Below are 21,917 nucleotides of genomic sequence, written 5' to 3'. Positions count from 1 at the left end.
CGGATGACCTCGGAGTTGATGTTCTGGCGGGCCATGGCCGGCTACGCGGTGGCGCGGGCGCACGCCCAGCGGGCCCGCGCCCGGGCGGGGCGGACCGAGCTCGGCGCCTCCGCGCTGGAATGGGCGATCATCTCGGCGATCCTGGTCGCCGCAGCGCTGGCGATCGGCGTGGTCGTCAAGCGGGTGATCACCAAGCGCACCGCCGAGATCGACCAGGGCTGACGTCCACCGTGGTACGGCGGCACGCGCCGCGGCGGAGGCGGCGGAGACGGTCGGAACGCGGGGTCAGCACGCTCGAGCTGGCCATCCTCGCGCCGTCGATCCTCGCGCTGATCTTCGTATCCATCCAGACCGCCCTGTGGCTGTACGGGCGGTCCGTCGCGCTGAACGCGGCACAGGAGGGCGTGTCCCGGCTGCGGCTGGTGCAGCCGCCCGTCTACACCGCGGCCGTGGGGGAGAAGGTGCGGTCGGACATCCAGTCCTACGCCCAGCAGCTCGGCGGTACGACGTTGCAGAACACCAACGTGCCGTTCCCGTCGTACAACAACCCCGAGGGCATGGTCTCGTTCACGGTCACCGGTGACACCGTCTCGCTGGTGCCCGGACTGAAGCTGAAGGTGAGCCGGACCGCCACCGGACCGATCGAGCAGTTCGACGCCGACAAGTGAGTGTGAGGACGATGCGCAGGGTGCTGGGGACCCGCGGGCGGCACCGCCGCGAGCGCGGCACGATGGCGCTGGAGATGGTGATCCTCGCGCCCGTGCTGCTGGCCCTGTTCATGTTCCTGCTGGCCTGCGGGCGGTACTTCCAGACCTCCTCGCTGCTGGAGAGCGCGGCCCGCGACGGCGCCCGCGGCGCCAGCCAGTCGCGGTCGTTGCAGGAGGCGCAGGGCCGGGTCGACGACGCCGTGAGCAGCACGATGAGCCAGGCGGTGAAGTCCTGCAAGGACTCCGCGTCCGGGCGGGTGACGACCGGGTTCACCGCGGGGACGCCGCTGTCGGTCGAGGTGACCTGCACGATCAACTACCGCGACCTGGGCCTGCTCGGACTGGGCGGCGACACCAAGATCACCAAGCGCTTCACGTCCTCCGTCGACCCGTACCGGGGGGTGCGCGGTGACGGTTCCTGATCGCTACCGGTCCCGGTTGGTCGAGTTCCTGCGGATCGATGTGCCGCGCAACCACCGCCGGTTCCCGCGCGGCGCGCTCAGCCCCGCCGTGGCGATCCTCGCGGTGATGATCTTCACGCTCGCCGGCCTGGTGATCGACGGCGGCCGGCAGCTGGGCGCGCGGTCGCGCGCGGTCAGCTACGCGCAGGAGGCCGCGCGGGTCGGCGCCGCGGCGATCCAGCTGAACGTCGCCGAGGCGAAGATCGACACCACGAAGGCGGCGACCGCGATCGCGGCGTTCTGCGGCCAGTTGCAGTCCGACGACCCGGCCGTGACCGGCTGCGCGCCGACCACGCTGACCGAGCAGGAGGTGGCGATCCAGGTCGACATCTCCAACAAGACCACGTTCCTCGGCCTGATCGGCAAGCAGTCGCTGAAAGCAGTCGGTACCGGCCAGGCGCACGCCGAGCAGGGCGTCACCAAGGCCGACGACAGCCCGACCATCCCGCCGATCGTGGTGAACTCGACCACCGACGGCCCCGGCGCGCCGATCACCACCGCGCAACCGCCGACGATCGACCTGCCGTGCCCGACCTGGACCGTCGGCTCGCCGACCCCGATCTGGACGCTGTCGCCGTTCCCGTTCCCGCGCACCTGCACACCGAACGTGACCCCGACACCGACCGAGGACCCGTCCAGCTCCGGGCCCCCGAGCTCCGGCCCTCCGAGCTCGGAGCCGCCCTCCTCGTCCGGTCCGCCCAGCCGTTAGAACCTGAAGGATCCTCACCGTGCGACGTCTCGCTCTCCCCGCGGCAGTCCTGGCCGGCGCCCTCCTCCTGACCGCCTGCGGCAAGGACTCCACCGACGGCGGCCGCCCGGTCCCCGTCAACGGCGACCCAGGTACGACGACCTCGACCACGCCACCCACCACACAGCCGTCGTCGGAGCCCACCACAACGGCCCCTACGCAACCCGCGACCACCGCGAAGCCCACCGCCAAACAGGTCTATGTCCAACCAGGGAACTACGCCGACAACCCCGCCGTCCAAGGCCTCATGACCAGCTACCCGCTCTACTTCCAGGCCCTGGTCGCCAAGGACGACACAATCCTGAAGAAACGCTTCCCGTCCTTCTTCTACGCGGACGTGTCACAGGGCATTCAGGACGCCAGGCGCAACGGCTGGGTCATGAAACCTCCGGGCAGCGTCGTGGTCGTGGGCGCGCGTAGCACGCCGAGCAACACGGTCGCCGTGCAGATGTGCCGCTCGCAAAGCACGCAGTACTGGGATCCGAAGACCCGGAACTGGACCGTTGTTGCGCCGAACGGCTCACCGGAGGTCATCGAGATGGTCAAGACCGGGCTCGGCTGGATGCCGTACCGGCTGGCCACGAGCAAGGGTGTGAACTGCGCGGGAGTGCGTTATCCGGCCTAGATCGGAACATTCGATTCCAGGTTGCGAAGAGGTGACGGGGCAGTTGGCAACGGGCATGATGCCCCTGGTCGAAGATAATCTGCGCGTAGACGAGACTGGGGAGTGAGGATGTACAACCGAGTAGGCCGCACGCTGCTCGTCCTGAGCGCCGTACTCGCACTACTCCTGTCCGTCCCCGCGACGACGGCCAGTGCCGAGACGATCCATTCCGGCAACTCGGTCTGCAGCATGTACGTGAACTCGGTGGGCTTCGGTGCGTACTGCAGCTCGGGCAAGGCCTACATGGGAGACGGGGCGCCGCCGCCCACGTGGCGAGAGCGGCTCAACGGCCGTCCGTTCGTGCCGTGCCGGGACTTCGAGATCCCTGACGGCATCCGCCTTCCGCAGGCGCCGGAGGGCAAGAGCTGGGTCCTGAGGATCACGATCACCGACTACGACCTGGACAGCTACAACGGTGGCCCCAAGGCGCACCTGGAGCGGGCCTACATGCCGGTCGACCAGGCCGAGCGCGACCAGTGCCCGTTCCCGGACTACATGGAGCAGTTCTGGTGGCGGTTCGAGAGCAGCTATCCGGAGCCGGCGCTGCAGATCATGCCGACGTACACCCCGCGGGTGAACGTGCCGGCGTACTTCACGCTGACACCCGACAGCTCGATGGTGCTGAAACAGACGGGTGACCTGAGCGGCTACTACGACCCGACGCACAACCTCACGATGCGCGGCATGGTCGTGGAGCTGAAGATCGATCCGGGCGACGGTACTGCGCCGTTCACCTGCCCGACCGGAGTTACCCCGGTGGACGACCCGGACGGGTACGACCAGACGAAGGATCCGTACAACCAGATCAACCCTTGCAAGCACATCTACAAGAAGTCCAGCGCGAGTCAGCCGGACGCGATGTACACGGTGAAGCTGACGATCACCTGGGACGTCGCGTACTGGATCGGCAAGGGCACAGGCTGGAAGTCGATTGGTCAGGCGAATGTGACAGCGGTGCAGCGGTTGCCTGTGCAGGAAGCTCAGGCTATCGGTGGCTGATGGTGGGGGTATGGAGGAGCGATGGTAAGGACGAATGAGCCCGTGCGCGCGGCGAGGTTGCCGCAGCGGCGGTCGAGCAGTCCCGGTGCGGACCGGCTGAAGGGCTTCGTCGCGCTGCTCGCGATCCTCGCGATCGTCGGCGGTGTGCCGTACGTGCTGCTGCGGTTCTTCGGTACGCCGTGGCCGGACCAGATGCCCACCAAGAGCATGCTGTTCGACGAACTGAGCATCGAGACGGTGCTCGGCATCATCGCGTTCTTCATCTGGGTCGCCTGGCTGCACTTCGTGATCTGCCTGATCGCCGAAGCGGTCGCGGAAGTCCGCGGCCTCGGCCTGTCACCACGTGTGCCGCTGGGCGGCGGCTCCCAGGCGCTGGCGCGCCGGTTGATCGGCAGTGTCGTCCTGATCGCCGCCGGTGCCGGTGTCAGCCTGCCGGTCGCGAGCGCGGCCACGACGAGCGGTCCGGCCGCGCCGACCTCGGTGAGCGTGCGGCACGGCGACGAGCAGTCCGCGACGTCGCAGTTCCGCCAGACCGAGGCCGCCAGCACGGTCCTCACCGGCACCCACAGCAAGACCACGACCGGAGTACGGACGAACAGCGACCACAAGGGTCAGGTCGTCAAGTACACCGAGGTCCGCCCGCCGCAGGGCCGGAACTACGACTGCCTGTGGGACATCGCCGAGCGGTACCTGGGCGAGGGCCGGCGGTACAAGGAGATCTACGAGCTCAACAAGAACAAGCTGCAGCCGGACGGCCGCCGGCTGACCAACCCGGACCTGATCCTGCCGGGCTGGCAGGTGCGGCTGCCCGCCGACGCCAAGGGCCCCGGCGTGCACACGGTCCGGGTGAGCATCGGCGACCACACCAAGGCGGTGACGAAGCCGGCCAGCTCGAAGACGCCGACCGAGACCAGGACCACGTCCAAGCCGACGACCACCGCCGAGAACCGGACCGAGACCCGCACGGAGACGAAGACCGGTACTCCGGTCTCGAAGCCGGGCGCCCCGAGCCGTTTCTCGGAACAGGGCATCGAGCCGGGCTCCACGGTCGGGATCGGCAGCTCGAAGAGCGACCCGGGCGCCAAGAACGTCAAGCCGGGGGAGCCGAGCGTCACCGTCGAGCCGCACGCTCCGGGGACCGGTCAGCCGCAGCGCGGCGAGCCGGCCGGCGGCGGTACCCAGGTGCCGGAGGCGACCCCGGTCGTGGCCGAGGGCAACGGCATCGGCCTGCAGGAGGCCGGCATCTTCGGCTTCGGCGCGACGGTGCTGGCGGCCGGTCTTGCGCTGGCGCTGAAGCGGCGCCGCGGCTGGGCGCAGGGCCCCGGCCCGAAGGCTGCCGGTCACCGGCAGACCGAGGTCGGCCTGCGGCTGGCTTCCGACGTCCCGACCGCGCAGTTCGTGGACAACGCCCTGCGCAAGCTGGGCTCCGACATGACCCAGGTCGGGCGCCCGATGCCGAAGGTGGTAGCCGCGCTGGTGACCGACCGGGCGCTCACGCTCGTGCTCGACCCGTACGGCGCGCAGCCCGACCCGCCCGGTCCGTGGCAGGCGATCGCCGACGGCACCCGCTGGACGCTGCGGCGCGCGTACGCACCGACCGGTGACGTCAACGCGCCGGCGCCGTACCCGACGCTGGTGACCGTCGGCCAGAACGCGGACGGCGCGACCGTGCTCGTCGACATCGACACCGCGAACGGGATCGTCGCGTTCGGCGGCGTGAACAACGCGTCCCGCGACGTGGTCGGTTCGCTCGCGGTCGAGCTGGCGACGAACCTGTGGTCCGAGGGCGCGCACATCAGCATGGTCGGGTTCGGCGACGACCTGTCGTCGCTGGCGCCGACCCGGCTGAGCTACTGGGTCCGTCTCGACGACGCGATGGCCGAGGTTGCCCGCCGTACCGAGGCGCAGGTCCAGGCCTGCCAGCGCCGGAACGCCGGTTCGGTGGCCGAGGCCCGGCTGACGCATCCGGACGCGGCGCTGTGGGGTGCGGAGATCATCTTCCTGTCCGCGCCGCCGTCGCCGCAGGAGCAGGACCAGCTGAACCGGCTGGCCGCGGACAGCAAGCGCAGCATCGCGGTGGTCGTGGTCGGCGACGTGCTGAACGCGCCGTGGCGATTCGTCGTGGACGAGAAGAACCAGGCTGTCTGCCGGCTGCTGGGCCTCGAGGTGGACGCGCACAGTGTCAACCCGGAGCAGTTCGCCGACCTGGTCGCGCTGTTCGACGCGGCCGAGGCGGATGCCCGCGACAAGCGCCGGTCGGAGCAGGACATGCCGGCGTACGAGTTCTCCACCACCGACCTGAGCCAGCCTGCGCCGGTCGAGGTCGACCTGCTGGGGCCGGTCGAGGTGGACGCGCGCGGCACCATCGACGAGGGCCGGGTCGCGCTCTCGACCGAGATCGTGGCGTTCCTGGCCAGCCAGGACTACGGCGTGCACCCGAACGTGCTTGCCGGCGCGATCTGGCCGCGCGGCATCAGCCAGGAACTGCGGGACGCGGCGCTGGAGCACACCCGCCGCTGGGTGGGTGTGGACGCGATGTACGCCGACGAGTCGGGCCGCTGGATGCTCAACCGCAGCGTCGTCCGGGTCGACTGGGACGTGTTCCGCACGCTGGCCAAGCAGGCGACGATGGTCGAGGACCCGCGCGGTCCGCTGTCGACGGCGCTCAGCCTGGTGCACGGCCCCGCCTGGTCGAACCTGCCCGGCGGCCGCTACTCGTGGCTGGCCGCGTCCGGCATCGAGCGCCGGATGGCCGAGGCCGTCGTCGACGCCGCACTGCGGCTCGCCGAGGCGTCCCTCAACCACAACGACGGCAACACAGCGCGTACGGCGCTCCAGACCGGCCTGAGCTTCTCGCCGGCCTCGGAGGAACTGTGGCGAGCCACCCTCCGCCTGGCGGCCCACTTCGGCACCACCGCCGACGTGACCAACGTGGCCGGCCAGATGTACGCCGCCCTCACCAAACACGGCGGCCCCCGCGGCCCCGAGGCGGAGACCGACGCCCTCGTCGACGAACTCCTCCCCGGCTACCACCGCCCCGCCCAGGTCGCCTGACAGCAAACGGCAACCGCCCCGCACTCGAAGCCGAGTACGGGGCGGTTCCGTATCTCAGAGGGTGTCGGCCGACCAGGTGTCGCAGGTGGTCATGTCGCCGGAGTCCTTGCCCTTGGAGAACCAGCGCATGCGTTGTTCGGCGGTGCCGTGGCTGAAGCTCTCCGGGTTGACCTGGCCCTGGGTCTTCTGCTGGATGCGGTCGTCGCCGACCGCGGCGGCGGCGTCGAGGCCGCGCTCGATGTCGTCCTGGGTGAGCTCGGTGATCAGCGGCTTGCCGTTCCGGCCCGGGACGGTGGTCGCGTGGTTGGTCCAGATGCCGGCCAGGCAGTCGGCCTGGAGTTCGGAGCGGACCGCGTCGGACATCGGGCCGTTGCGGGTCCGGATCCGGTCGAGGTAGCCGTACAGGTTCTGGATGTGGTGCCCGTACTCGTGCGCGACGACGTACGCCTCGGCGAACTCGCCGCCGCGGGCGCCGAGATCGCGCTCCAGCGTGTCGAAGAACCCGAGCTCGAGGTACACGCGCATGTCCGGCGGGCAGTAGAACGGGCCGACCGCACTGGTCGCCGGGCCGCAGCCGGTGTTCACCGAGCCCTCGAAGACCCGCATCGGCGCCCGGGTGTACTTCTTCCCGCGCCGGGGAAGCTCCGCGGCCCAGAAGCTCTCGATCGAGTTCTGGTAGAAGACGAACCGGCAGTCCGAGTTCGTCTGCAGGTCGGTGCCCTTCCGGCAGGAACTCAGGTTGCCCGGCGCCGTGTTCTGCGTGACCGGCTCGTCGCTGCCACCTCCGCCTGGCAGGCCGCCGGTCAGCAGCACGATCACGATCAGCAGGATGATGCCGCCGATGCCGCCGCCGACCGGGATCATCCCGCCCGGCAGCCCGCCGCGGCCGCCGCCACTCCCGCGGGTGTCCTCGATACCGCTGGTGTCGAGATCCGCGTCCGGATTGAATTTCACGCCACCTACACTAGACCTCGGAGCGGGGGATTTCGGCGTGTCCGTGACACTGCCCGCCGCCCGAATCACAGCCCGTAGCCCAGCGTAAGGACGCCTGCGACCCCCGATGATCACTGTCAACAATCTCGAGGTTCGCGTCGGTGCCCGTCAGTTGCTCGCGCCCGCGTCGTTCCGGGTCGGTCCCGGTGACAAGGTCGGGCTGGTCGGCCGCAACGGCGCCGGCAAGACGACGCTGACCAAGATCCTCGCCGGTGAGGGCCTGCCCGCCAGCGGGACGGTGACGTCGTCGGGCGAGATCGGCTACCTGCCGCAGGACCCGCGCACCGGCGATCTCGACGTACTGGCCCGGGACCGGATCCTGTCCGCCCGCGGCCTGGACGACGTCGTACGGCGGATGCGCAGCGCGGAGAAGTCGATGGCCAGCGCGGACGAGAAGACCCGCGCCAAGGGCATGCGGCGGTACGAGCGCGCCGAGGCCGACCTGCACGCCGCCGGTGGGTACGCCGCGGAGTCCGAGGCGGCCCGGATCGCGGCCAACCTGGGCCTGCCGGACCGGGTCCTCGGCCAGCCGCTGGCGACCCTGTCCGGCGGTCAGCGGCGGCGCGTCGAGCTGGCCCGGATCCTGTTCGCGCAGGCCGAGACGCTGCTGCTCGACGAGCCGACCAACCACCTCGACGCCGACTCGATCATCTGGCTGCGGGACTTCCTGAAGTCGTACGCCGGCGGCGTGATCATGATCAGCCACGACGTGAACCTACTCGAGGAGACCGTCACGCGGGTCTTCCACCTGGACGCGAACCGCGCCGAGATCGACATCTACAACGTCGGCTGGAAGGCGTACCTGAGCCAGCGCGAGACCGACGAGCGCCGCCGCAAGCGCGAGCGGGCGAACGCGGAGAAGAAGGCGTCCCAGCTGGTCGACCAGGCGAACAAGATGCGCGCCAAGGCGACCAAGGCGACTGCCGCCCAGCAGATGCTCCGGCGCGCCGAGCAGCTGATGGCCTCGCTCGAGGACGAGCGCCAGTCGGACCGCGTCGCGAAGATCGCGTTCCCGACGCCGGCGCCGTGCGGCAAGACCCCGCTGATGGCGCGCGAGCTGTCGAAGTCGTACGGCTCGCTGGAGATCTTCACCGACGTCGACCTCGCGATCGACAAGGGGTCCCGGGTCGTCGTCCTCGGCCTGAACGGCGCCGGCAAGACCACGCTGCTGCGGATCCTCGGCGGCATCGAGAAGGCCGACACCGGCGAGGTCGTCGACGGCCACGGCCTCAAGCTCGGGTACTACGCCCAGGAGCACGAGACCCTGGACGTGAACCGGACGGTCCTGGAGAACATGAAGTCCGCCGCCCCGGACCTGAACGAGACCCAGGCCCGCAGCGTGCTCGGCTCGTTCCTGTTCACCGGCGACGACGCCGACAAGCCCGCGAGCGTGCTGTCCGGCGGCGAGAAGACCCGGCTCGCGCTGGCCACCCTGGTGGTCTCCGCGGCGAACGTGCTGCTCCTCGACGAGCCGACCAACAACCTCGACCCGGCCTCGCGCGCCGAGGTGCTGAACGCGATCCGCTCGTACACCGGCGCGATCGTGCTCGTCACCCACGACGAGGGCGCCGTCGAGGCCCTGGAGCCGGAGCGTGTCGTGCTGCTCCCGGACGGCGTCGAGGACCTCTGGTCCAACGAGTACGCCGACCTGATCTCGCTCGCCTGATTACTTCCCGGTAATATCCGCGCCATGACAGGTCTGCGGATGACGGTGGACGGGCCGCTGGCCCGGGTGGTGCTGGATCGTCCCGAGGTGCGCAACGCGCAGACTCCGGCGATGTGGAGCGCGCTGGCCGACTTCGGTACGTCGTTGCCGGCCGACGTCCGCGTGGTGGTCGTGTCGGGGGAGGGGCCGTCGTTCTCGGCCGGGCTCGACCGGCGGCTGATCATGGGCGAGAACGACCTCGGCGAGGAGCCGCTGCTCACGCTCGGCGCGAAGCCGACCGACGAGGTGCTGGAGCTGATCGCGAGGTTCCAGTCCGGGTTCTCGTGGCTGCGGCGGCCGGAGATCGTCAGCATCGCCGCGGTGCAGGGCCATGCGGTGGGTGCCGGTTTCCAGCTGGCGCTGGCGTGTGACCTGCGGGTCGTCACGCCCGACGCGAAGTTCAGCATGCGCGAGCCGTCCCTCGGCCTGGTCCCGGACCTCGGCGGCACGAAGCCGCTCGTCGAGCTGGTCGGGTACTCGCGGGCGCTGGAGATCTGCACGACGACGCGCTGGGTCGAAGCCGCGGAGGCGAAGGAGCTCGGCCTCGCGAACATCGTCGTACCGGCGGACGAGCTGGAGGCGACGGTCAAGGACCTGTCCGACGCGCTGCTCGGCCCGCTCCCCGGAGCGATCCGCGAGACCAAGGCACTGCTCCTCGGAGCCGCGGACCGCTCGTACGACGACCAGCTGAAGGCCGAGCGGGAGGCTCAGGAACGCCGGTTGAAGGAGCTCCTGGCCGCGTTCAGCTAGGCGAAGAATGCTTCCAAATGGTCGATAGTTGGAAGTTTCAGTGCCAGTTGCTGACGAGGACGTCGTTCGGCGCCGGGTCGCCCTTGCCCGTCTCGACGTACTGCTTGAGGCTCATCAGGAACGTGGCCCACTTGGTGCTGCAGTGGTACATGAACTCGACGGGCTCTCGCCAGCCCTCGTGCTTGAACAGCACGATCGTGAATTCGTCGACCTGCGAGAGCGTGAAGCTCACGTGGGTGCCGATCCACTCCTCGGGCCCGCCGACGACCTCCCAGCGGACCAGTTCCGGCGCGGCCTCCAGGACCTTCATGTCGAACCCGTCGCCGCCGGCGCTGGCGAAGCGGAACTCGATCACGCCGTCGGTATCGCCCTTGGTGTCCTCGGTCCACCAGCCGGCCAGCCCGTCGATCGTGGTCAGGGCGGCGTGGACCTCTTTCAGCGGCGCGATCACGCCGACCCGGTGCAAGATGTCGCTCGTGCCTCCGCCTCGCTGCCGCTCGGCTCCGGCACGATCGACAAGGTCGGCTGTGTCTTTTGGTCGCTCGCTGCGCTCGCTCATTGCTGTTTCCTCTCATGCTGTTCGATCGCCTCGGCGATCCGCTTGATGCGCTGCAGCCGGCGGTCCCAGGCCTGGGTGACGTCGGCGAGTTGTTCGATCGCGCGGGCGAGGCGGGCCTCGTCCACGGTGTAGCGGCGTTCCCGCCCGGACGGTGCGGAGTGCACGAGCCCGGCCTTGTCCAGGACGCCGAGGTGCTTCGCGACCGCCTGCCGGGTGACTGGCAGGCGCTCGCTGAGACCGGTCGCCGTACCGCCGCCGTCCGCCAGCAGCAGGTCGAGCATCCGCCGCCGGGTCGGGTCGCCGATCGCCGACCAGAGCTCGTCGTCGATCACGGCCGCTGGGTCAGCTTGGCGGCGTACGGCGCGATCCGCGGCAGGAAGTAGTCCCAGCCGCTGACGTGGTCCTGGAGGACGGCGTCCGGCTTGGCCGCCACGTCGTACCCGGTCTCGGCGAACCGCAGCAGCGTGCCGCCGTCGACCGGGACCAGGTCGAAGGTCACGAGCAGCGAGTTCTCCGCGGTGGCGACCTCGGCGTCGTAGTCCCAGCGGAACGCGAACCGGCGCGGCGGCTCGGCCTCGACGACGGTCAACGCCACGTTCTTCATCCCCTCGGCCTGCCGGAAACCGACGGACCCGGTGGCGCCCGGGACGGCGGCGTCGAGCTCGGCCTCGTCCGGCCACCATTCGCGCAGGTGCTCCGGGGTGCTGAGCACCTGGTAGACCACCTCCGGCGCCGCCTCGATCCGAATCTCCCGCTCGATGCTCCTGGTCATTGCCGCTCATTCCTTTCGCAACCTTTGGTTGCATGTGACTCTAGACCAGGTCTTCCGGATGCGCAACCAAAAGTTGCGGGAAGCGTCGGCCGACCTCGAGTGTTATGAAGGTTCACGACAGGGAGGAGCCGGATGTCCGGACCGATGATGCGCGGCGGGATGCCGGGGATGAGCTGGCGGCGGCAGGACATGTCCGTCGTCGGGCAGAAGCTGGCGAAGGGCACGTTGCGGCGGATCGTCCGGTTCGCCCGGCCGTTCCGCTGGCACATCACGGCGTTCCTCGTGCTGGTGGTCGCCTCCGCGTTCCTGGTGATCGCGTCGCCGCTGCTGTTCAAGAAGATCGTCGACGACGGGATCGCGAAGGGGGACGCGGGCCTGGTCACCGCGCTCGCGCTCGTGGTCGCGCTGCTCGCGGTCGTCGAGGCGGCCCTCGGGCTGGTGCAGCGCTGGTTCTCCGCGCGGATCGGTGAAGGACTGATCTACGACCTGCGCACCAGGGTGTTCGCCCACGTGCAGCGGATGCCGGTCGCGTTCTTCACCCGGACCCAGACCGGCGCGCTGGTGTCGCGGCTCAACAACGACGTGATCGGCGCCCAGCAGGCGTTCACCTCGACGCTGTCCGGCGTCGTCTCGAACGTGATCAGCCTGATCCTGGTCGTCGGCGCGATGCTCGCGCTGAGCTGGCAGCTGACCGTCGTCGCGATCCTGCTGCTGCCGATCTTCCTGGTCCCGGCGCGCATCCTCGGCCGCCGGCTGGCCGCGATGACCCGGGAGCAGATGAACCTGAACGCCGAGATGTCGACCGCGATGACCGAGCGGTTCAGCGTCGGGGGAGCGCTGCTGGTCACGCTGTTCGGCCACCCCGCCCTGGAGAACCGCGACTTCGGCGAGCGTGCCGGGCGGGTCCGCGACCTGGGGATCCGGATCGCGATGCTCGGCCGGGTGTTCTTCACCGCCCTGACGTTGGTCGCCGCGCTGGCCACGGCGCTGGTGTACGGCGTCGGCGGCAACCTGGCGGTCCGCGAGTCGCTGACCGTCGGCACCCTGCTCGCGCTCGTCGCGCTGCTGGGCCGGCTGTACGGTCCGCTGACCGCGCTCTCGAACGTCCGCGTCGACGTGATGACCGCGCTGGTGTCGTTCGAGCGGGTCTTCGAGGTGCTCGACCTGGAGCCGATGATCAAGGACGCCGACGACGCGCGGGCGCTGCCGGACGACGCGGCGAGTGTCGAGTTCGACCATGTCGCGTTCGCCTACCCGACGGCCGAGCAGGTCTCGCTGGCGAGTCTGGAGTCGGTCGCGGTGCTCGACAAGCGGGTCTCCGCGCAGGTCCTCGAGGACGTGAGTTTCGTCGTACAGCCCGGTCAGATGGTCGCGCTGGTCGGGCCGTCGGGCGCCGGCAAGACGACGATCACCAACCTGGTCGCCCGGTTGTACGACGTCACGGGCGGCGCCGTCCGCGTCGGCGGGCACGACGTACGGGACGTGACGCTGCAGTCGTTGCACGACACGATCGGGTACGTGACACAGGATGCGCACATGTTCCACGACACGATCCGCGCGAACCTGCAGTACGCGAAGCCCGGCGCGACGGAGGACGAGATGATCGCCGCGCTGCGGGCCGCGCACATCTGGGAGCTGGTCTCCGAGTTGCCCGACGGGCTGGACACCGTGGTCGGTGATCGCGGGCACCGGCTGTCCGGTGGCGAGCGGCAACGACTCGCGATCGCGCGGTTGTTGCTCAAGGCACCGCGGATCGTCGTCCTCGACGAAGCGACCGCGCACCTGGACTCGGAGTCCGAGGTCGCCGTGCAGCGGGCGCTGGACACCGCGCTGGAGGGCCGGACGTCGCTGGTAATCGCGCACCGGTTGTCGACGGTGCGGAACGCGGACCAGATCCTGGTCGTTGACCGCGGCAACATCGTCGAGCGTGGCACGCACGAGCAGTTGCTGGCCGCGGGCGGCGAGTACGCTGACTTGTATCGCACGCAGTTCAGTGAGTCCGGCACGGCGGCAGGTGTCTGATGATCAAGTTCGGGCTGGTCCTGGCGGCCGGGTACGCGGGCTTCAAGGTCGCGTACCACTCCGAGGACGGGCGGCACTACGGCCGGAGCGGCGCACACGCCCTCCGGACCACGCTGTCGCTGCTGATCGCGAGCCTCGCGGCCGGGGTGACGTACGCGGTGCTACTTCCGCATTGACGAGGCGCGCTTCGAGTCGTGCTCCAGCAGGTGCAGGACCGGTACGCCGAGGTGCCGGCGCGCCGAGTTGGTCCAGTCGAGGTGGAAGAACTCCGCCACGATGTGCGGCCGGGTGAGGATGATGACTTCCTGACCGTGGACGGCCTGGACGGTCGCCACCAGGGCGTCGATCGGCCGGTCGTGCGAGATGCCGCCCTCGGCGCGCTGCCCGAGGTCGCGCAGCCGTTGCACGCTGCGGCCGCTGCAGCCCTTGGCCTCGGAGTCGATGGCCTTCTGCGCCTCGGCCAGATCCTGTCGCTGACCCGCGAGACCCGGGCCGTAGAGGTCCGCCGTACCGAGGGCGCTGATCGAGGCCTCGACACCGGCCTCAGCGTTGTGGCAGGGCACGAGCACGTGGTATGTGACCGGCTCGGGCATGTCCTGATGGAGTTCGACGACGCGTTTCGCGTCGGGCTCGGACAGTTCCTGTTCGACGAGCAGTACGACGTCGTACATCGTGCCACCTCCGGTGCTTACCAGTCGGTATGCCTCCATAGTGCCCCGCTGCGCCGAAAAAGTACTCAACTGAATCGTTGCAGTTTCCGGTGTCCGTACGTTCGTAGTGCGCGCAGCAGATCGACCTCGCGGAAGGCGGGCCAGTACAGGTCGCAGAACTCGATTTCCGAGCGGGTTGCCTGCCAGAGCAGGAAGTCCGACATGCGTAGCTCGCCGCTCGTCCGGATCACCAGCTCGGGCTCCGGGAGGCCCGGGACGTACAGGTGGCGGCCGATGTCCTCCTCGGTCAGCCCGTCGGCGACGTCCGCGAGCGAGTGCCCGTCGGCCGCGGCCTCGTCGAGCACGGAGCGTACGGCGTCGAGTACTTCGAGCCGCCCCGAGTACCCGATCGCGAGTGTGAGATCGCCCGCGGTCCGGTCACGGCTCACCTCGACGGCCTCCTTCAACGCGCGGGCCGTTGAATCCGGCAACAGATCGATCCGGCCGGCGACGTGCAGCCGCCAGCGGTGGTCGCGACGGACGTGATCCGCGAGCACACTCTCTGTCAGCTCCATCAGGTAGTCGACCTCGGCCGAGTCCCGCTTGCTCAGGTTGTCGGCCGACGCGACCCAGGCGGTGACACAGGTGACCCCGGCGTCCGCGCTCCACTGCAGGAACTGCTCGAGGTGCTTGGCGCCGAAGCGGTGACCGACGCGTACGTCGTCGTACCCGGCGCCGCGTGCCCAGCGGCGGTTGCCGTCCATCACGATCGCGACATGCGCCGGCTTCGGCAGGGCGCTGAGCTGGCGGCGGAGGCGCCGGGTGTAGAGGTCGTAGAGCATCAGCGTTGGGCGCTGGTGAGCACGTCGGCCAGGTCGAACTTCACCGGCTCCTCGAGCTGCTCGTAGGTGCACGACTCCGGGGTGCGGTCCGGGCGCCAGCGGACGAACTGCGCGGTGTGGCGGAAGCGGATGCCTTCCATGTGGTCGTACCGGACCTCGACGACCAGCTCGGGCCGCAGCGGGATGAACGACAGGTCCTTGCCGGCCTGCCAGCGGCTGCCCTCGGCGTTGCGCGGCGTCCGCACGCCCTCCTCCTGCTTCGCCCACGCCCACGGGTGGTCGTCGAAGGTGGTGACCAGCGGTTGCATCTCCTGGAACAGCTCCTTGCGCCGCTCGAGCGGGAACGCGCCGATCACGCCGACACTCGCCAGCGTGCCGTCGTCGTTGTAGAGGCCGAGGAGCAGCGAGCCGATCCGGTCGGGGCCGCTCTTGTGCAGGCGGTACCCGGCGACGACGCAGTCCGCCGTACGCTCCGGCTTCACCTTGAACATCACCCGCTTGTCCGGCTGGTACGGGCCGTCGGTGGGCTTCGCGATCAGGCCGTCCAGGCCGGCGCCCTCGAACTGCTCGAACCACTGCGCCGCGACCTCGTGGTCCGCGGTCGCCGGGGTCACGTGGATCGGCGACTTCACGTCCGCGAGCGCGTCCAGCAGCGCCGCGCGCCGCTCGCTGAACGGGCGCTCGGTGTAGTCCTCGTCGCCGAGCGCCAGCAGATCGAACGCGACGAACCGGGCCGGCGTCTTCTCGGACAGCATGTTCACCCGGCTCGCCGCGGGGTGGATGCGCTGCTGCAGCATTTCGAAGTCGAGCCGGTCGCCGGACTCGCCGATCACGATGATCTCCCCGTCGATCGCGCACCGCTCCGGCAGGTTCGCCTTCACGGCCTCGACCAGCTCGGGGAAGTACCGCGTCATCGGCTTCTCGTTGCGGCTGCCGATCTCCACCTCGTCGCCGTCGCGGAAGATGATCGACCGGAACCCGTCCCACTTCGGCTCGTAGGACATCGCCCCGCGCGGAATCTCCTTCACCGGCTTGGCGAGCATCGGCTTGACCGGCGGCATCACAGGCAGTCGCATGCCGTCATTCTGTCCCACGCCACGGACAGTCTCCAGGAACTGCCTTGTCACGGTGCTTGTCATGGTGCCGTGGTGGACAGGGATGCGGGGTGCCCGGACAATGCCGCCATGACCTCGGTTCCGGTGGAGCGGACGCGTCCCTCGGACGCGGAGCGGGACCGTGCGCTCGCCGTACTGCGGGACGGCGCCGGGACCGGGCGGTTGTCGCACGACACCTTCATCCGGCGGATGAACGTCGTACTCCGCGCCCGGACCCGCGGCGAGCTGGACGACGTACTCCGGGATCTCCCGCGCGCCGAGTCGCGCCTTGTCGCGTGGAGCCGGGAGCTGCGCGCCAGGCTCCCGCGCCTCGGCGTCGAGCGGGCGCCTACCGTCGAGCGGGCGCCTGCCGTCGGCCGGCGGTCGTCGTCCTGGCTCGCCGCGCTGCCTCGCGTCGGCCTCGTGCGGCGTACCGAGGTTGCGCCGTTGCCCGCTCTGGTCCTGCCGGCACCCGGTTCGCCGACGGTGCGCATCGGCCGCGGTCCGGGCGCGACGCTGCGGCTGCCCGACGTGACGGTGTCGCGGTTCCACGCCGAGCTGCGGTACGTCGACGACGGGTGGATGCTCCGCGACCTGGGCTCGATGAACGGGACGTACGTCAACGACCTGCGGATCACCACCACTGTGCGGGTGCGGCCGGGGGACCGGGTGGCCTTCGGTGCGGTGCGGTTCTCGCTGACGTGGATGGATCAGCCGGAGTAGTTGCATCCGGTACTTGGGTACAGGTTTACCGTCGATCTATGAACGAATCCTGGGCCTCGGACGCCTGCACCTTGCCGACCGCGGAGCGCCCGTTCCGCGAGGCCGAGTTCGACCAGCTGTTCGCTGACCACCTGCTTCGGTTCCGTCGGGTCGACGCGCGGACGCTCGACCTCACCCTCGACCCGGCGGGCCGTGAGACCGCCGCGGAGCTCACGGCCCGCGAGACCGAATGCTGCTCGTTCTTCACCTTCAGCTTCAGCGGTACGACGGAACTCCAGCTGCGCGTGACCGTGCCGCCGACGCGGACCGCCGTACTTGATGGTCTTGTGGGGCGGCTGCCGCGATGAGATCCAGCGAGGTCGCGGCAGCCGCCGGGGTGAACCTGCAGACGTTGCGGTACTACGAACGCCGCGGACTGCTCGCGGAACCGTCGCGGTCTCTCGGCGGCCACCGCGACTACCCGGACGACGCCGTCACGACGCTGCGGGTGATCAAGGCGGCGCAGCGCCTGGGGTTCACGCTCGCCGAGATCTCCGATCTGCTCGACACCGCCAGGCACCGCCACCGCCGCGGCGAGGGAGCCGGCCTCCAGGCCCGCGCACAAGCGAAACTGGCCGACGTGGGAGCCAAACTCGCCGACCTGACGACCATCGCCGAGACTCTGCGCGCCGCGGTCACCGCCGGGTGCGACGACTTGGAGACCTGCGCCGGCGACCCGAACTGCCCCCTCCCGTTCACAGACCTGGCCAACCGCGGCGGTTCCGCGGGTGGACGCTCGTGACGGTCCTGCGATCGATCGTCCTGTTCCTGCTGGCGGCACTCGCGGAGATCGGGGGAGCGTGGCTGATCTGGCAAGGCTGGCGCGAACACCGCGGCGTCCTCTGGATCGCCGGCGGAATAGTTGCCCTAGGCGCCTACGGCTTCGTCGCCACCTTCCAGCCCGACCCCCACTTCGGCCGCATCCTCGCCGCCTACGGCGGAATCTTCGTAGCCGGCTCCCTCGCCTGGGGCATCCTCGTGGACCACTTCCGCCCCGACCGCTGGGACCTCCTCGGCGCCGCCATCTGCCTGCTCGGCGTAGCCGTCATCATGTACGCCCCAAGAGGCTCGTGATCCGCCGGCCATCGGGCTGCCGGATCGGAGCGTCAGGAGGAGGTCAGCAGGTCCGGGTGTTGTAGGCGGCCCAGTAGGGACCGCCGCCACTGGGCGGGTAGAACCGGTAGTTCCCGTCGGGCGAACGCTGCAGCACGAAATCGTGCGAGGCGTACGCGCTCCGGGAACCCCGCACTCCGTCGTACACCACGTACAGCCACCCGTTCTGGTTGTCGTGCTGCGCGAGCCTGTTGCCCGCCTTCGTCCAGCTCGCCCGCCCCGCGGAGCCGTCCGAGGTGATGCCCTTGTCGAGCTGGAACTTCCTCGTCGCGGCATCGGTCTGGTCACCGAAGACACCGTCGATCCCCGACGACGGCAGGTAACCGTTCGCCCAGAGGATGGTCTGCCACAGACAGGTGACGTTCGAGGAGCGGTGGGTGCTCACGCTGACCACACCCTCGTCGTCGAAGTCGTCCGGCACGGTGCCGCTGCCGTAGACGTACGCCCTGCCGGAGTAGGAGCCGCTGGCCGCAGCGGGGGTGGCGACGGCGAAGACCATCGTGGCGGCGGCCGCCGGGACAGCGGCTGTACGCAGCGCGCGGCGGATGAGCTGGAGCGAAGACATGAATCCCCTTCATCGAGACGCGGGGGTTGGGGGCCCACCACTTCGGCGGCCACGTCGATCGACCTTGCCCCGCGCGAGGAGACTAGGCATTCCCGCCTGCAAGCCGCTGCCCGTACTTCGCCCGTACCGCCTTCGCCCGTACCGCGGAGGTCAGGTCAGCAGGACGACCTTCCCGGTGGTGGCCCGGGTTTCCAGGGCCTTGTGGGCTGTGGCGGCTTCGGAGAGCGGGAAGGTTGTGGTGAGGGCCTTCCAGCGGCCGGTGGTGGTTTCTTCCAGGGCGGCTGCTTCGAGGGAGCGGAGTTGGCGGGACAGTTTGGCGCCTAGGGGCCAGCCGGCGGTGAGGCCTCGGGTGATGAGGTCTTCCTGGGTGAACTCGATGGGGCTGCCGCTGGATGCGCCGAACAGCACGGCGCGCCCGCCGGCGCCCAGGAGATTGAAGGCCTGTTGGCCGTTGGGGCCGCCGACGCCGTCGAACAGGACGGTGATCTCCCGGTCGCCCAGCTCCTGCTTGAGAGCTCGAGCCCAGTCGGGATCGCGGTAGTCGATCGCGTACTGCGCGCCGAGCGAGCGGACCAGTTCGACCTTCGCCGGGCCGCCGGCCAGCCCGATCGCGATTCCGCCCGCGTTGCGGACCGCCTGGATGAGGTAGCTGCCGATGCCGCCCGCCGCGGACGTGATCAGCGCGACGTCGTCCGCGGTGAGGTGCGCCTCCCGGAGGATCCCGGCCGTCGTACGCCCGGTGCCGATCGCGGCGACGGCCTGTGCCGCGTCCACGTGCTCCGCCAGCTCGTACAGCGACTCCACCTTCGCCACCGCGCGTTCGGCGTACCCGCCCGGGACCATCCCGAGATGTACGACGACCCGCTTGCCGATCCACGACGCGTCGACGTCCGGACCGACCGCGCTGACCCGGCCCGCGACCTCGCGCCCCGGGATCGTCGGCAGCTCCGGCACCGGGATCGGGCTGTCCCCGTTCGTCCCGGCCCGGATCATCGTGTCGACGAGATGGACCCCGGCCGCCTCCACGTCCACCAGCACCATGCCGCTACCGGGAACCGGGTCCGGCACCTCCTCGAACACGAGGTTCTCCGCCGGCCCGAACTCATGCAATCTGATCGCTTTCACGACCGCTACGCTAGAACCTCAACATTAGTTGAGGTCAAGCGAGGAAGTCCCGCAACCAGCGACCGCTCTTCTTCACGATGCGCTGCTGCGTCGCGTAGTCGACGTACACGATCCCGAACCGCCGGCTGTATCCCCACGCCCACTCGAAGTTGTCCAGCAGCGACCAGGCGAAGTATCCGCGCAGCGGCAGACCCTCGCCGACAAGCTCCTTGCACACGGCAACATGCTTGCGCAGGTAGTCGAGCCGCTCGTCGTCCTCGACCGTCCCGTCGGCGGTCACCACATCCGGGTACGCCGACCCGTTCTCGGTCACGTACAACGGCAGCTCGGGCGCGAGCTTGTTGATCGCGACCAGGATGTCGCGCAGCCCGGACGCCTGCACCGACCACCCCATCTGCGTCGTCGGCAGACCAGGGTCCACGTCGACGACGTTCTCGCTCCCGGGCTGCGTCGACGGCCCGGTCGCCGAGATCGGCCCATCAGGGGCAGCCACCGTGCTCGGGCAGTAGTAGTTCACACCGAGGAAGTCGAGCGGCGCCCCGATCAGCGGCAGGTCCGCCTCCTGCGCGGCGAACCACGCCGTCGTCCCGGTGTCCTCCAGCACGTCCGCCGGGTACCGCCCCGACAGCAGCGGCTCCAGGAAGAGCCGGTTCCGCAGCCCGTCGATCCGGCGCGCCGCGTCGCGGTCCGCGGGGGAGTCGGTTGCCGCGTGGATCGGCGCCGGGTTCAGCGCGATGCCGTACGACCCGCCCTCGGACCGGATCGCGTCCAGGGCCAGGCCATGGCCGAGCAACAGGTGATGCACGGCCTTCAAGGCCTCCGTCCCGACCGTCCGGCCCGGTGCGTGCTCGCCGCTGCCGTACCCGAGGAACGCCGAGCACCACGGCTCGTTCAGCGTGATCCAGTGCGAGATCACGTCCGACAGCGCGTCGTGCGTGACGGCGGCGTAGTCACGGAACCGCTCCGCCGTGTCGCGGACCAGCCAGCCGCCGGCGTCCTCCAGAGGCTGCGGCAGGTCCCAGTGGTAGAGCGTCGCGTACGGCGTGACGCCGTGCTCCAGGCACGACTCGGCGAGCCGCCGGTAGAAGTCGATCCCCGCGGCGTTGGTGGCGCCCGAGCCGGTCGGCACGATCCGCGGCCAGGCGATCGAGAACCGGTACGCGGTCAGCCCGAGGTCCGCCAGCAGCCGGATGTCGTCGGCGAACCGGTGGTAGTGGTCGTCGGCCACGTCGCCGGTGCTGCCGTCCGCGATCCGCCCCGGGGTGTGGGCGAAGGTGTCCCAGATGCTCGGCCCGCGGCCGTCCGCCGCGACCGCGCCCTCGACCTGGTACGACGCGGTCGCCGCACCCCAGGTGAATCCGCTCGGGAAGCCGTCCGTCACGTCGTCTCCTTCTCGACCCAGTACTGCTTGTCGGGAAGCAGGCTACCTAACCGGTTAAGCAGTTCGTCCGGCAGGTCCGCATCGCGGGCAGCGAGCAGTGCGTCGACGCGCGCCGGCTTGCTGATCCCCACGACGGTCCCGGCGATGCCCGGGTCGTCCAGCGAGTGCCGCAGCGCCGCCGTGGCCAGGTCGAACCCGTACTCGCGGCATGCCGCGTCCATCGCCGCCACGGTCTTCAGCAGCTCCGGCGCCGCCTCGCGGTACGCGTACTTCGTCGCGCCCGCCGGGTTCGCGAGGATCCCGCCGCCGTACACCGCCGCGTTCACCACCGCGATGCCCTCGGCGCGCGCCCGGTCGAAGATCCGCCCGGCGGAGTGGTCGACCAGGCTCCACCGGTTGTGCACGAGCAGTACTTCGAACCCGCCGAGATCCAGGTACCGGGACAGCTCGCGGGTGTCGCCGCCCGCCAGGCCGACGTGACCGATCTCGCCGTCCGCGCGCAGTTGCATCAGCGTGTCGACGGCGTCGCGCATCGACTCGAACTCGTGGGCCTCCGGGTCGTGCAGGTAGACCAGCGGCAGGTCGTCCAGCCCGAGCCGTTCCTTGCTCTCGGCAACACTCTCGCGGACCCGGGCGCCGGAGTAGTCGCGGCCGCGGGCGTCCACCTTGGTCGCGACCAGGAAGCCGTCGGGCAGGCCGCCGTACTCGCGGATCGCCTGGCCGATCCGGGTCTCGCTCGCGCCGTCGCCGTACCCGTTCGAGGTGTCGATCCAGGTCAGCGGGCTGTCGAAGACCCGCAGTACCAGGTCGACTGCTTCCCGGGTGGTGACGTCGTACCCGAAGACGGCGGGCATCCCTGCGATGCCGCTGCCGCCGGCGCAGACGGCGGACACGGTGAGGCCGGTGGAACCGAGAGGGCGGAGCCAGTTGTTGGTCATGCGCGAAAGCCTA

Annotated in this window: 26 protein-coding genes; 15 read left to right on the top strand and 11 right to left on the bottom strand. The window is 69.9% G+C overall.

All coding sequences use genetic code 11. From position 1 onward, the window contains the following. Positions 1-3 precede the first annotated feature (3 nt). The 7 genes from ABN611_RS34995 (at position 4) to ABN611_RS34965 (ending at position 6,633) form a co-directional block, all read left to right on the top strand. Positions 4-222, top strand: coding sequence for a hypothetical protein (locus ABN611_RS34995; protein WP_350276577.1), 219 nt, complete (start codon positions 4-6; stop codon positions 220-222). Positions 223-230: 8 nt separating this feature from the next. After that, entirely contained in the window at positions 231-668 is a 438-nt protein-coding gene (locus tag ABN611_RS34990) for a TadE family protein (RefSeq protein WP_350276576.1), read from the top strand. Between the two features lie 11 nt (positions 669-679). Beyond that, positions 680-1,129 carry a TadE family protein gene (locus ABN611_RS34985; RefSeq protein WP_350276575.1) on the top strand — a complete coding sequence of 150 codons (450 nt, stop codon included), beginning with the start codon at positions 680-682 and terminating at the stop codon, positions 1,127-1,129. After that, the gene (locus ABN611_RS34980; protein WP_350276574.1) at positions 1,116-1,877 is read left to right on the top strand and encodes a Tad domain-containing protein; all 762 of its coding nucleotides are present in this window, start codon (positions 1,116-1,118) and stop codon (positions 1,875-1,877) included. Before ABN611_RS34985 ends, ABN611_RS34980 begins: the two co-directional genes overlap by 14 nt. Before the next feature lie 19 nt (positions 1,878-1,896). Then, positions 1,897-2,541 carry a hypothetical protein gene (locus ABN611_RS34975; RefSeq protein WP_350276573.1) on the top strand — a complete coding sequence of 215 codons (645 nt, stop codon included), beginning with the start codon at positions 1,897-1,899 and terminating at the stop codon, positions 2,539-2,541. Between the two features lie 108 nt (positions 2,542-2,649). After that, positions 2,650-3,579 (top strand): hypothetical protein, encoded by a 930-nt coding sequence (locus ABN611_RS34970; protein WP_350276572.1) that lies wholly within the window; start codon positions 2,650-2,652, stop codon positions 3,577-3,579. Between the two features lie 21 nt (positions 3,580-3,600). Beyond that, positions 3,601-6,633, top strand: coding sequence for a hypothetical protein (locus ABN611_RS34965; RefSeq protein ID WP_350276571.1), 3,033 nt, complete (start codon positions 3,601-3,603; stop codon positions 6,631-6,633). 54 nt (positions 6,634-6,687) lie between these two features. Here the strand turns inward: ABN611_RS34965 and ABN611_RS34960 are convergent, their stop codons facing one another. Continuing rightward, positions 6,688-7,587: a neutral zinc metallopeptidase gene (locus ABN611_RS34960; RefSeq protein WP_350276570.1), complete on the bottom strand. Its 900-nt coding sequence runs from the start codon at positions 7,585-7,587 to the stop codon at positions 6,688-6,690. Between the two features lie 106 nt (positions 7,588-7,693). Here ABN611_RS34960 and ABN611_RS34955 point away from each other — a divergent pair, with 106 nt between their 5' ends. Continuing rightward, positions 7,694-9,292, top strand: coding sequence for an ABC-F family ATP-binding cassette domain-containing protein (locus tag ABN611_RS34955; protein WP_350276569.1), 1,599 nt, complete (start codon positions 7,694-7,696; stop codon positions 9,290-9,292). 24 nt (positions 9,293-9,316) lie between these two features. After that, complete coding sequence (locus ABN611_RS34950) at positions 9,317-10,081, top strand: enoyl-CoA hydratase/isomerase family protein (protein WP_350276568.1); 765 nt, start codon at positions 9,317-9,319, stop codon at positions 10,079-10,081. Between the two features lie 37 nt (positions 10,082-10,118). Here the strand turns inward: ABN611_RS34950 and ABN611_RS34945 are convergent, their stop codons facing one another. The 3 genes from ABN611_RS34945 to ABN611_RS34935 are packed head-to-tail and all read right to left on the bottom strand — an operon-like array spanning position 10,119 to position 11,412. After that, complete coding sequence (locus tag ABN611_RS34945) at positions 10,119-10,640, bottom strand: SRPBCC domain-containing protein (protein ID WP_350276567.1); 522 nt, start codon at positions 10,638-10,640, stop codon at positions 10,119-10,121. Continuing rightward, a complete protein-coding gene (locus ABN611_RS34940) occupies positions 10,637-10,972 on the bottom strand; it encodes a metalloregulator ArsR/SmtB family transcription factor (protein ID WP_350276566.1) in 336 nt (111 codons plus the stop codon). The genes ABN611_RS34945 and ABN611_RS34940 overlap by 4 nt, the downstream gene beginning before the upstream one ends. Continuing rightward, entirely contained in the window at positions 10,969-11,412 is a 444-nt protein-coding gene (locus ABN611_RS34935; protein WP_350276565.1) for an SRPBCC domain-containing protein, read from the bottom strand. Before ABN611_RS34935 ends, ABN611_RS34940 begins: the two co-directional genes overlap by 4 nt. A 132-nt stretch (positions 11,413-11,544) precedes the next feature. Here ABN611_RS34935 and ABN611_RS34930 point away from each other — a divergent pair, with 132 nt between their 5' ends. Both ABN611_RS34930 and ABN611_RS34925 read left to right on the top strand, forming a co-directional pair. Then, a complete protein-coding gene (locus ABN611_RS34930; RefSeq protein WP_350276564.1) occupies positions 11,545-13,434 on the top strand; it encodes an ABC transporter ATP-binding protein in 1,890 nt (629 codons plus the stop codon). After that, positions 13,434-13,610: a hypothetical protein gene (locus ABN611_RS34925; protein ID WP_350276563.1), complete on the top strand. Its 177-nt coding sequence runs from the start codon at positions 13,434-13,436 to the stop codon at positions 13,608-13,610. Before ABN611_RS34930 ends, ABN611_RS34925 begins: the two co-directional genes overlap by 1 nt. Here ABN611_RS34925 and ABN611_RS34920 read toward each other — a convergent pair. The 3 genes from ABN611_RS34920 to ABN611_RS34910 all read right to left on the bottom strand — a co-directional run bounded on the left by ABN611_RS34920 (position 13,596) and on the right by ABN611_RS34910 (position 16,002). Then, on the bottom strand, positions 13,596-14,105 hold the full coding sequence (locus ABN611_RS34920; protein WP_350276562.1) for a hypothetical protein: 510 nt from the start codon (positions 14,103-14,105) through the stop codon (positions 13,596-13,598). The genes ABN611_RS34925 and ABN611_RS34920 overlap by 15 nt on opposite strands. Before the next feature lie 65 nt (positions 14,106-14,170). Then, positions 14,171-14,926, bottom strand: coding sequence for a polyprenyl diphosphate synthase (gene uppS / locus ABN611_RS34915; RefSeq protein WP_350276561.1), 756 nt, complete (start codon positions 14,924-14,926; stop codon positions 14,171-14,173). Continuing rightward, positions 14,926-16,002: an ATP-dependent DNA ligase gene (locus ABN611_RS34910; protein WP_350276560.1), complete on the bottom strand. Its 1,077-nt coding sequence runs from the start codon at positions 16,000-16,002 to the stop codon at positions 14,926-14,928. The genes uppS and ABN611_RS34910 overlap by 1 nt, the downstream gene beginning before the upstream one ends. Positions 16,003-16,110: 108 nt before the next feature. On the opposite strand from ABN611_RS34910, the gene ABN611_RS34905 reads away from it, so the two are divergent. Genes ABN611_RS34905 through ABN611_RS34890 form a run of 4 tightly spaced genes read left to right on the top strand, consistent with a single transcriptional unit; the run spans position 16,111 to position 17,856 of the window. Then, positions 16,111-16,743, top strand: coding sequence for a DUF1707 and FHA domain-containing protein (locus ABN611_RS34905; RefSeq protein ID WP_350276559.1), 633 nt, complete (start codon positions 16,111-16,113; stop codon positions 16,741-16,743). Positions 16,744-16,781: 38 nt separating this feature from the next. After that, positions 16,782-17,090 (top strand): hypothetical protein, encoded by a 309-nt coding sequence (locus ABN611_RS34900; protein WP_350276558.1) that lies wholly within the window; start codon positions 16,782-16,784, stop codon positions 17,088-17,090. Continuing rightward, on the top strand, positions 17,087-17,524 hold the full coding sequence (locus ABN611_RS34895) for a MerR family transcriptional regulator (protein WP_350276557.1): 438 nt from the start codon (positions 17,087-17,089) through the stop codon (positions 17,522-17,524). The genes ABN611_RS34900 and ABN611_RS34895 overlap by 4 nt, the downstream gene beginning before the upstream one ends. After that, positions 17,521-17,856 (top strand): YnfA family protein, encoded by a 336-nt coding sequence (locus ABN611_RS34890; protein ID WP_350276556.1) that lies wholly within the window; start codon positions 17,521-17,523, stop codon positions 17,854-17,856. The genes ABN611_RS34895 and ABN611_RS34890 overlap by 4 nt, the downstream gene beginning before the upstream one ends. Positions 17,857-17,899: 43 nt before the next feature. On the opposite strand, the gene ABN611_RS34885 is transcribed toward ABN611_RS34890, so the two are convergent. The 4 genes from ABN611_RS34885 to ABN611_RS34870 all read right to left on the bottom strand — a co-directional run bounded on the left by ABN611_RS34885 (position 17,900) and on the right by ABN611_RS34870 (position 21,904). Further along, the gene (locus tag ABN611_RS34885) at positions 17,900-18,460 is read right to left on the bottom strand and encodes a peptidoglycan-binding domain-containing protein (protein WP_350276555.1); all 561 of its coding nucleotides are present in this window, start codon (positions 18,458-18,460) and stop codon (positions 17,900-17,902) included. Positions 18,461-18,610: 150 nt separating this feature from the next. Next, positions 18,611-19,585 (bottom strand): zinc-binding dehydrogenase, encoded by a 975-nt coding sequence (locus ABN611_RS34880; protein WP_350276554.1) that lies wholly within the window; start codon positions 19,583-19,585, stop codon positions 18,611-18,613. A gap of 34 nt (positions 19,586-19,619) precedes the next feature. Next, the gene (locus tag ABN611_RS34875) at positions 19,620-20,966 is read right to left on the bottom strand and encodes a GH1 family beta-glucosidase (RefSeq protein ID WP_350276553.1); all 1,347 of its coding nucleotides are present in this window, start codon (positions 20,964-20,966) and stop codon (positions 19,620-19,622) included. Beyond that, positions 20,963-21,904, bottom strand: a complete 942-nt coding sequence (locus ABN611_RS34870; RefSeq protein WP_350276552.1) for an aldo/keto reductase — start codon at positions 21,902-21,904, stop codon at positions 20,963-20,965. Before ABN611_RS34870 ends, ABN611_RS34875 begins: the two co-directional genes overlap by 4 nt. Positions 21,905-21,917: the final 13 nt, after the last annotated feature.

Origin of the sequence: Kribbella sp. HUAS MG21 (genome assembly GCF_040254265.1) — a bacterium.
Taxonomy (GTDB): domain Bacteria; phylum Actinomycetota; class Actinomycetes; order Propionibacteriales; family Kribbellaceae; genus Kribbella.
This window is presented reverse-complemented; position numbering and strand designations above follow the sequence as displayed.

Bases quoted from the DNA above. Each gene is read 5' to 3' on its own strand.
- ABN611_RS34995 (WP_350276577.1), top strand. From the start codon at position 4: ATGACCTCGGAGTTGATGTTCTGGCGGGCCATGGCCGGCTACGCGGTG.
- ABN611_RS34985 (WP_350276575.1), top strand. From the start codon at position 680: ATGCGCAGGGTGCTGGGGACCCGCGGGCGGCACCGCCGCGAGCGCGGC.
- ABN611_RS34970 (WP_350276572.1), top strand. From the start codon at position 2,650: ATGTACAACCGAGTAGGCCGCACGCTGCTCGTCCTGAGCGCCGTACTC.
- ABN611_RS34965 (WP_350276571.1), top strand. From the start codon at position 3,601: ATGGTAAGGACGAATGAGCCCGTGCGCGCGGCGAGGTTGCCGCAGCGG.
- ABN611_RS34955 (WP_350276569.1), top strand. From the start codon at position 7,694: ATGATCACTGTCAACAATCTCGAGGTTCGCGTCGGTGCCCGTCAGTTG.
- ABN611_RS34950 (WP_350276568.1), top strand. From the start codon at position 9,317: ATGACAGGTCTGCGGATGACGGTGGACGGGCCGCTGGCCCGGGTGGTG.
- ABN611_RS34945 (WP_350276567.1), bottom strand. From the start codon at position 10,640: ATGAGCGAGCGCAGCGAGCGACCAAAAGACACAGCCGACCTTGTCGAT.
- ABN611_RS34935 (WP_350276565.1), bottom strand. From the start codon at position 11,412: ATGACCAGGAGCATCGAGCGGGAGATTCGGATCGAGGCGGCGCCGGAG.
- ABN611_RS34930 (WP_350276564.1), top strand. From the start codon at position 11,545: ATGTCCGGACCGATGATGCGCGGCGGGATGCCGGGGATGAGCTGGCGG.
- ABN611_RS34925 (WP_350276563.1), top strand. From the start codon at position 13,434: ATGATCAAGTTCGGGCTGGTCCTGGCGGCCGGGTACGCGGGCTTCAAG.
- ABN611_RS34920 (WP_350276562.1), bottom strand. From the start codon at position 14,105: ATGTACGACGTCGTACTGCTCGTCGAACAGGAACTGTCCGAGCCCGAC.
- uppS (WP_350276561.1), bottom strand. From the start codon at position 14,926: ATGCTCTACGACCTCTACACCCGGCGCCTCCGCCGCCAGCTCAGCGCC.
- ABN611_RS34910 (WP_350276560.1), bottom strand. From the start codon at position 16,002: ATGCGACTGCCTGTGATGCCGCCGGTCAAGCCGATGCTCGCCAAGCCG.
- ABN611_RS34905 (WP_350276559.1), top strand. From the start codon at position 16,111: ATGACCTCGGTTCCGGTGGAGCGGACGCGTCCCTCGGACGCGGAGCGG.
- ABN611_RS34900 (WP_350276558.1), top strand. From the start codon at position 16,782: ATGAACGAATCCTGGGCCTCGGACGCCTGCACCTTGCCGACCGCGGAG.
- ABN611_RS34895 (WP_350276557.1), top strand. From the start codon at position 17,087: ATGAGATCCAGCGAGGTCGCGGCAGCCGCCGGGGTGAACCTGCAGACG.
- ABN611_RS34885 (WP_350276555.1), bottom strand. From the start codon at position 18,460: ATGTCTTCGCTCCAGCTCATCCGCCGCGCGCTGCGTACAGCCGCTGTC.
- ABN611_RS34870 (WP_350276552.1), bottom strand. From the start codon at position 21,904: ATGACCAACAACTGGCTCCGCCCTCTCGGTTCCACCGGCCTCACCGTG.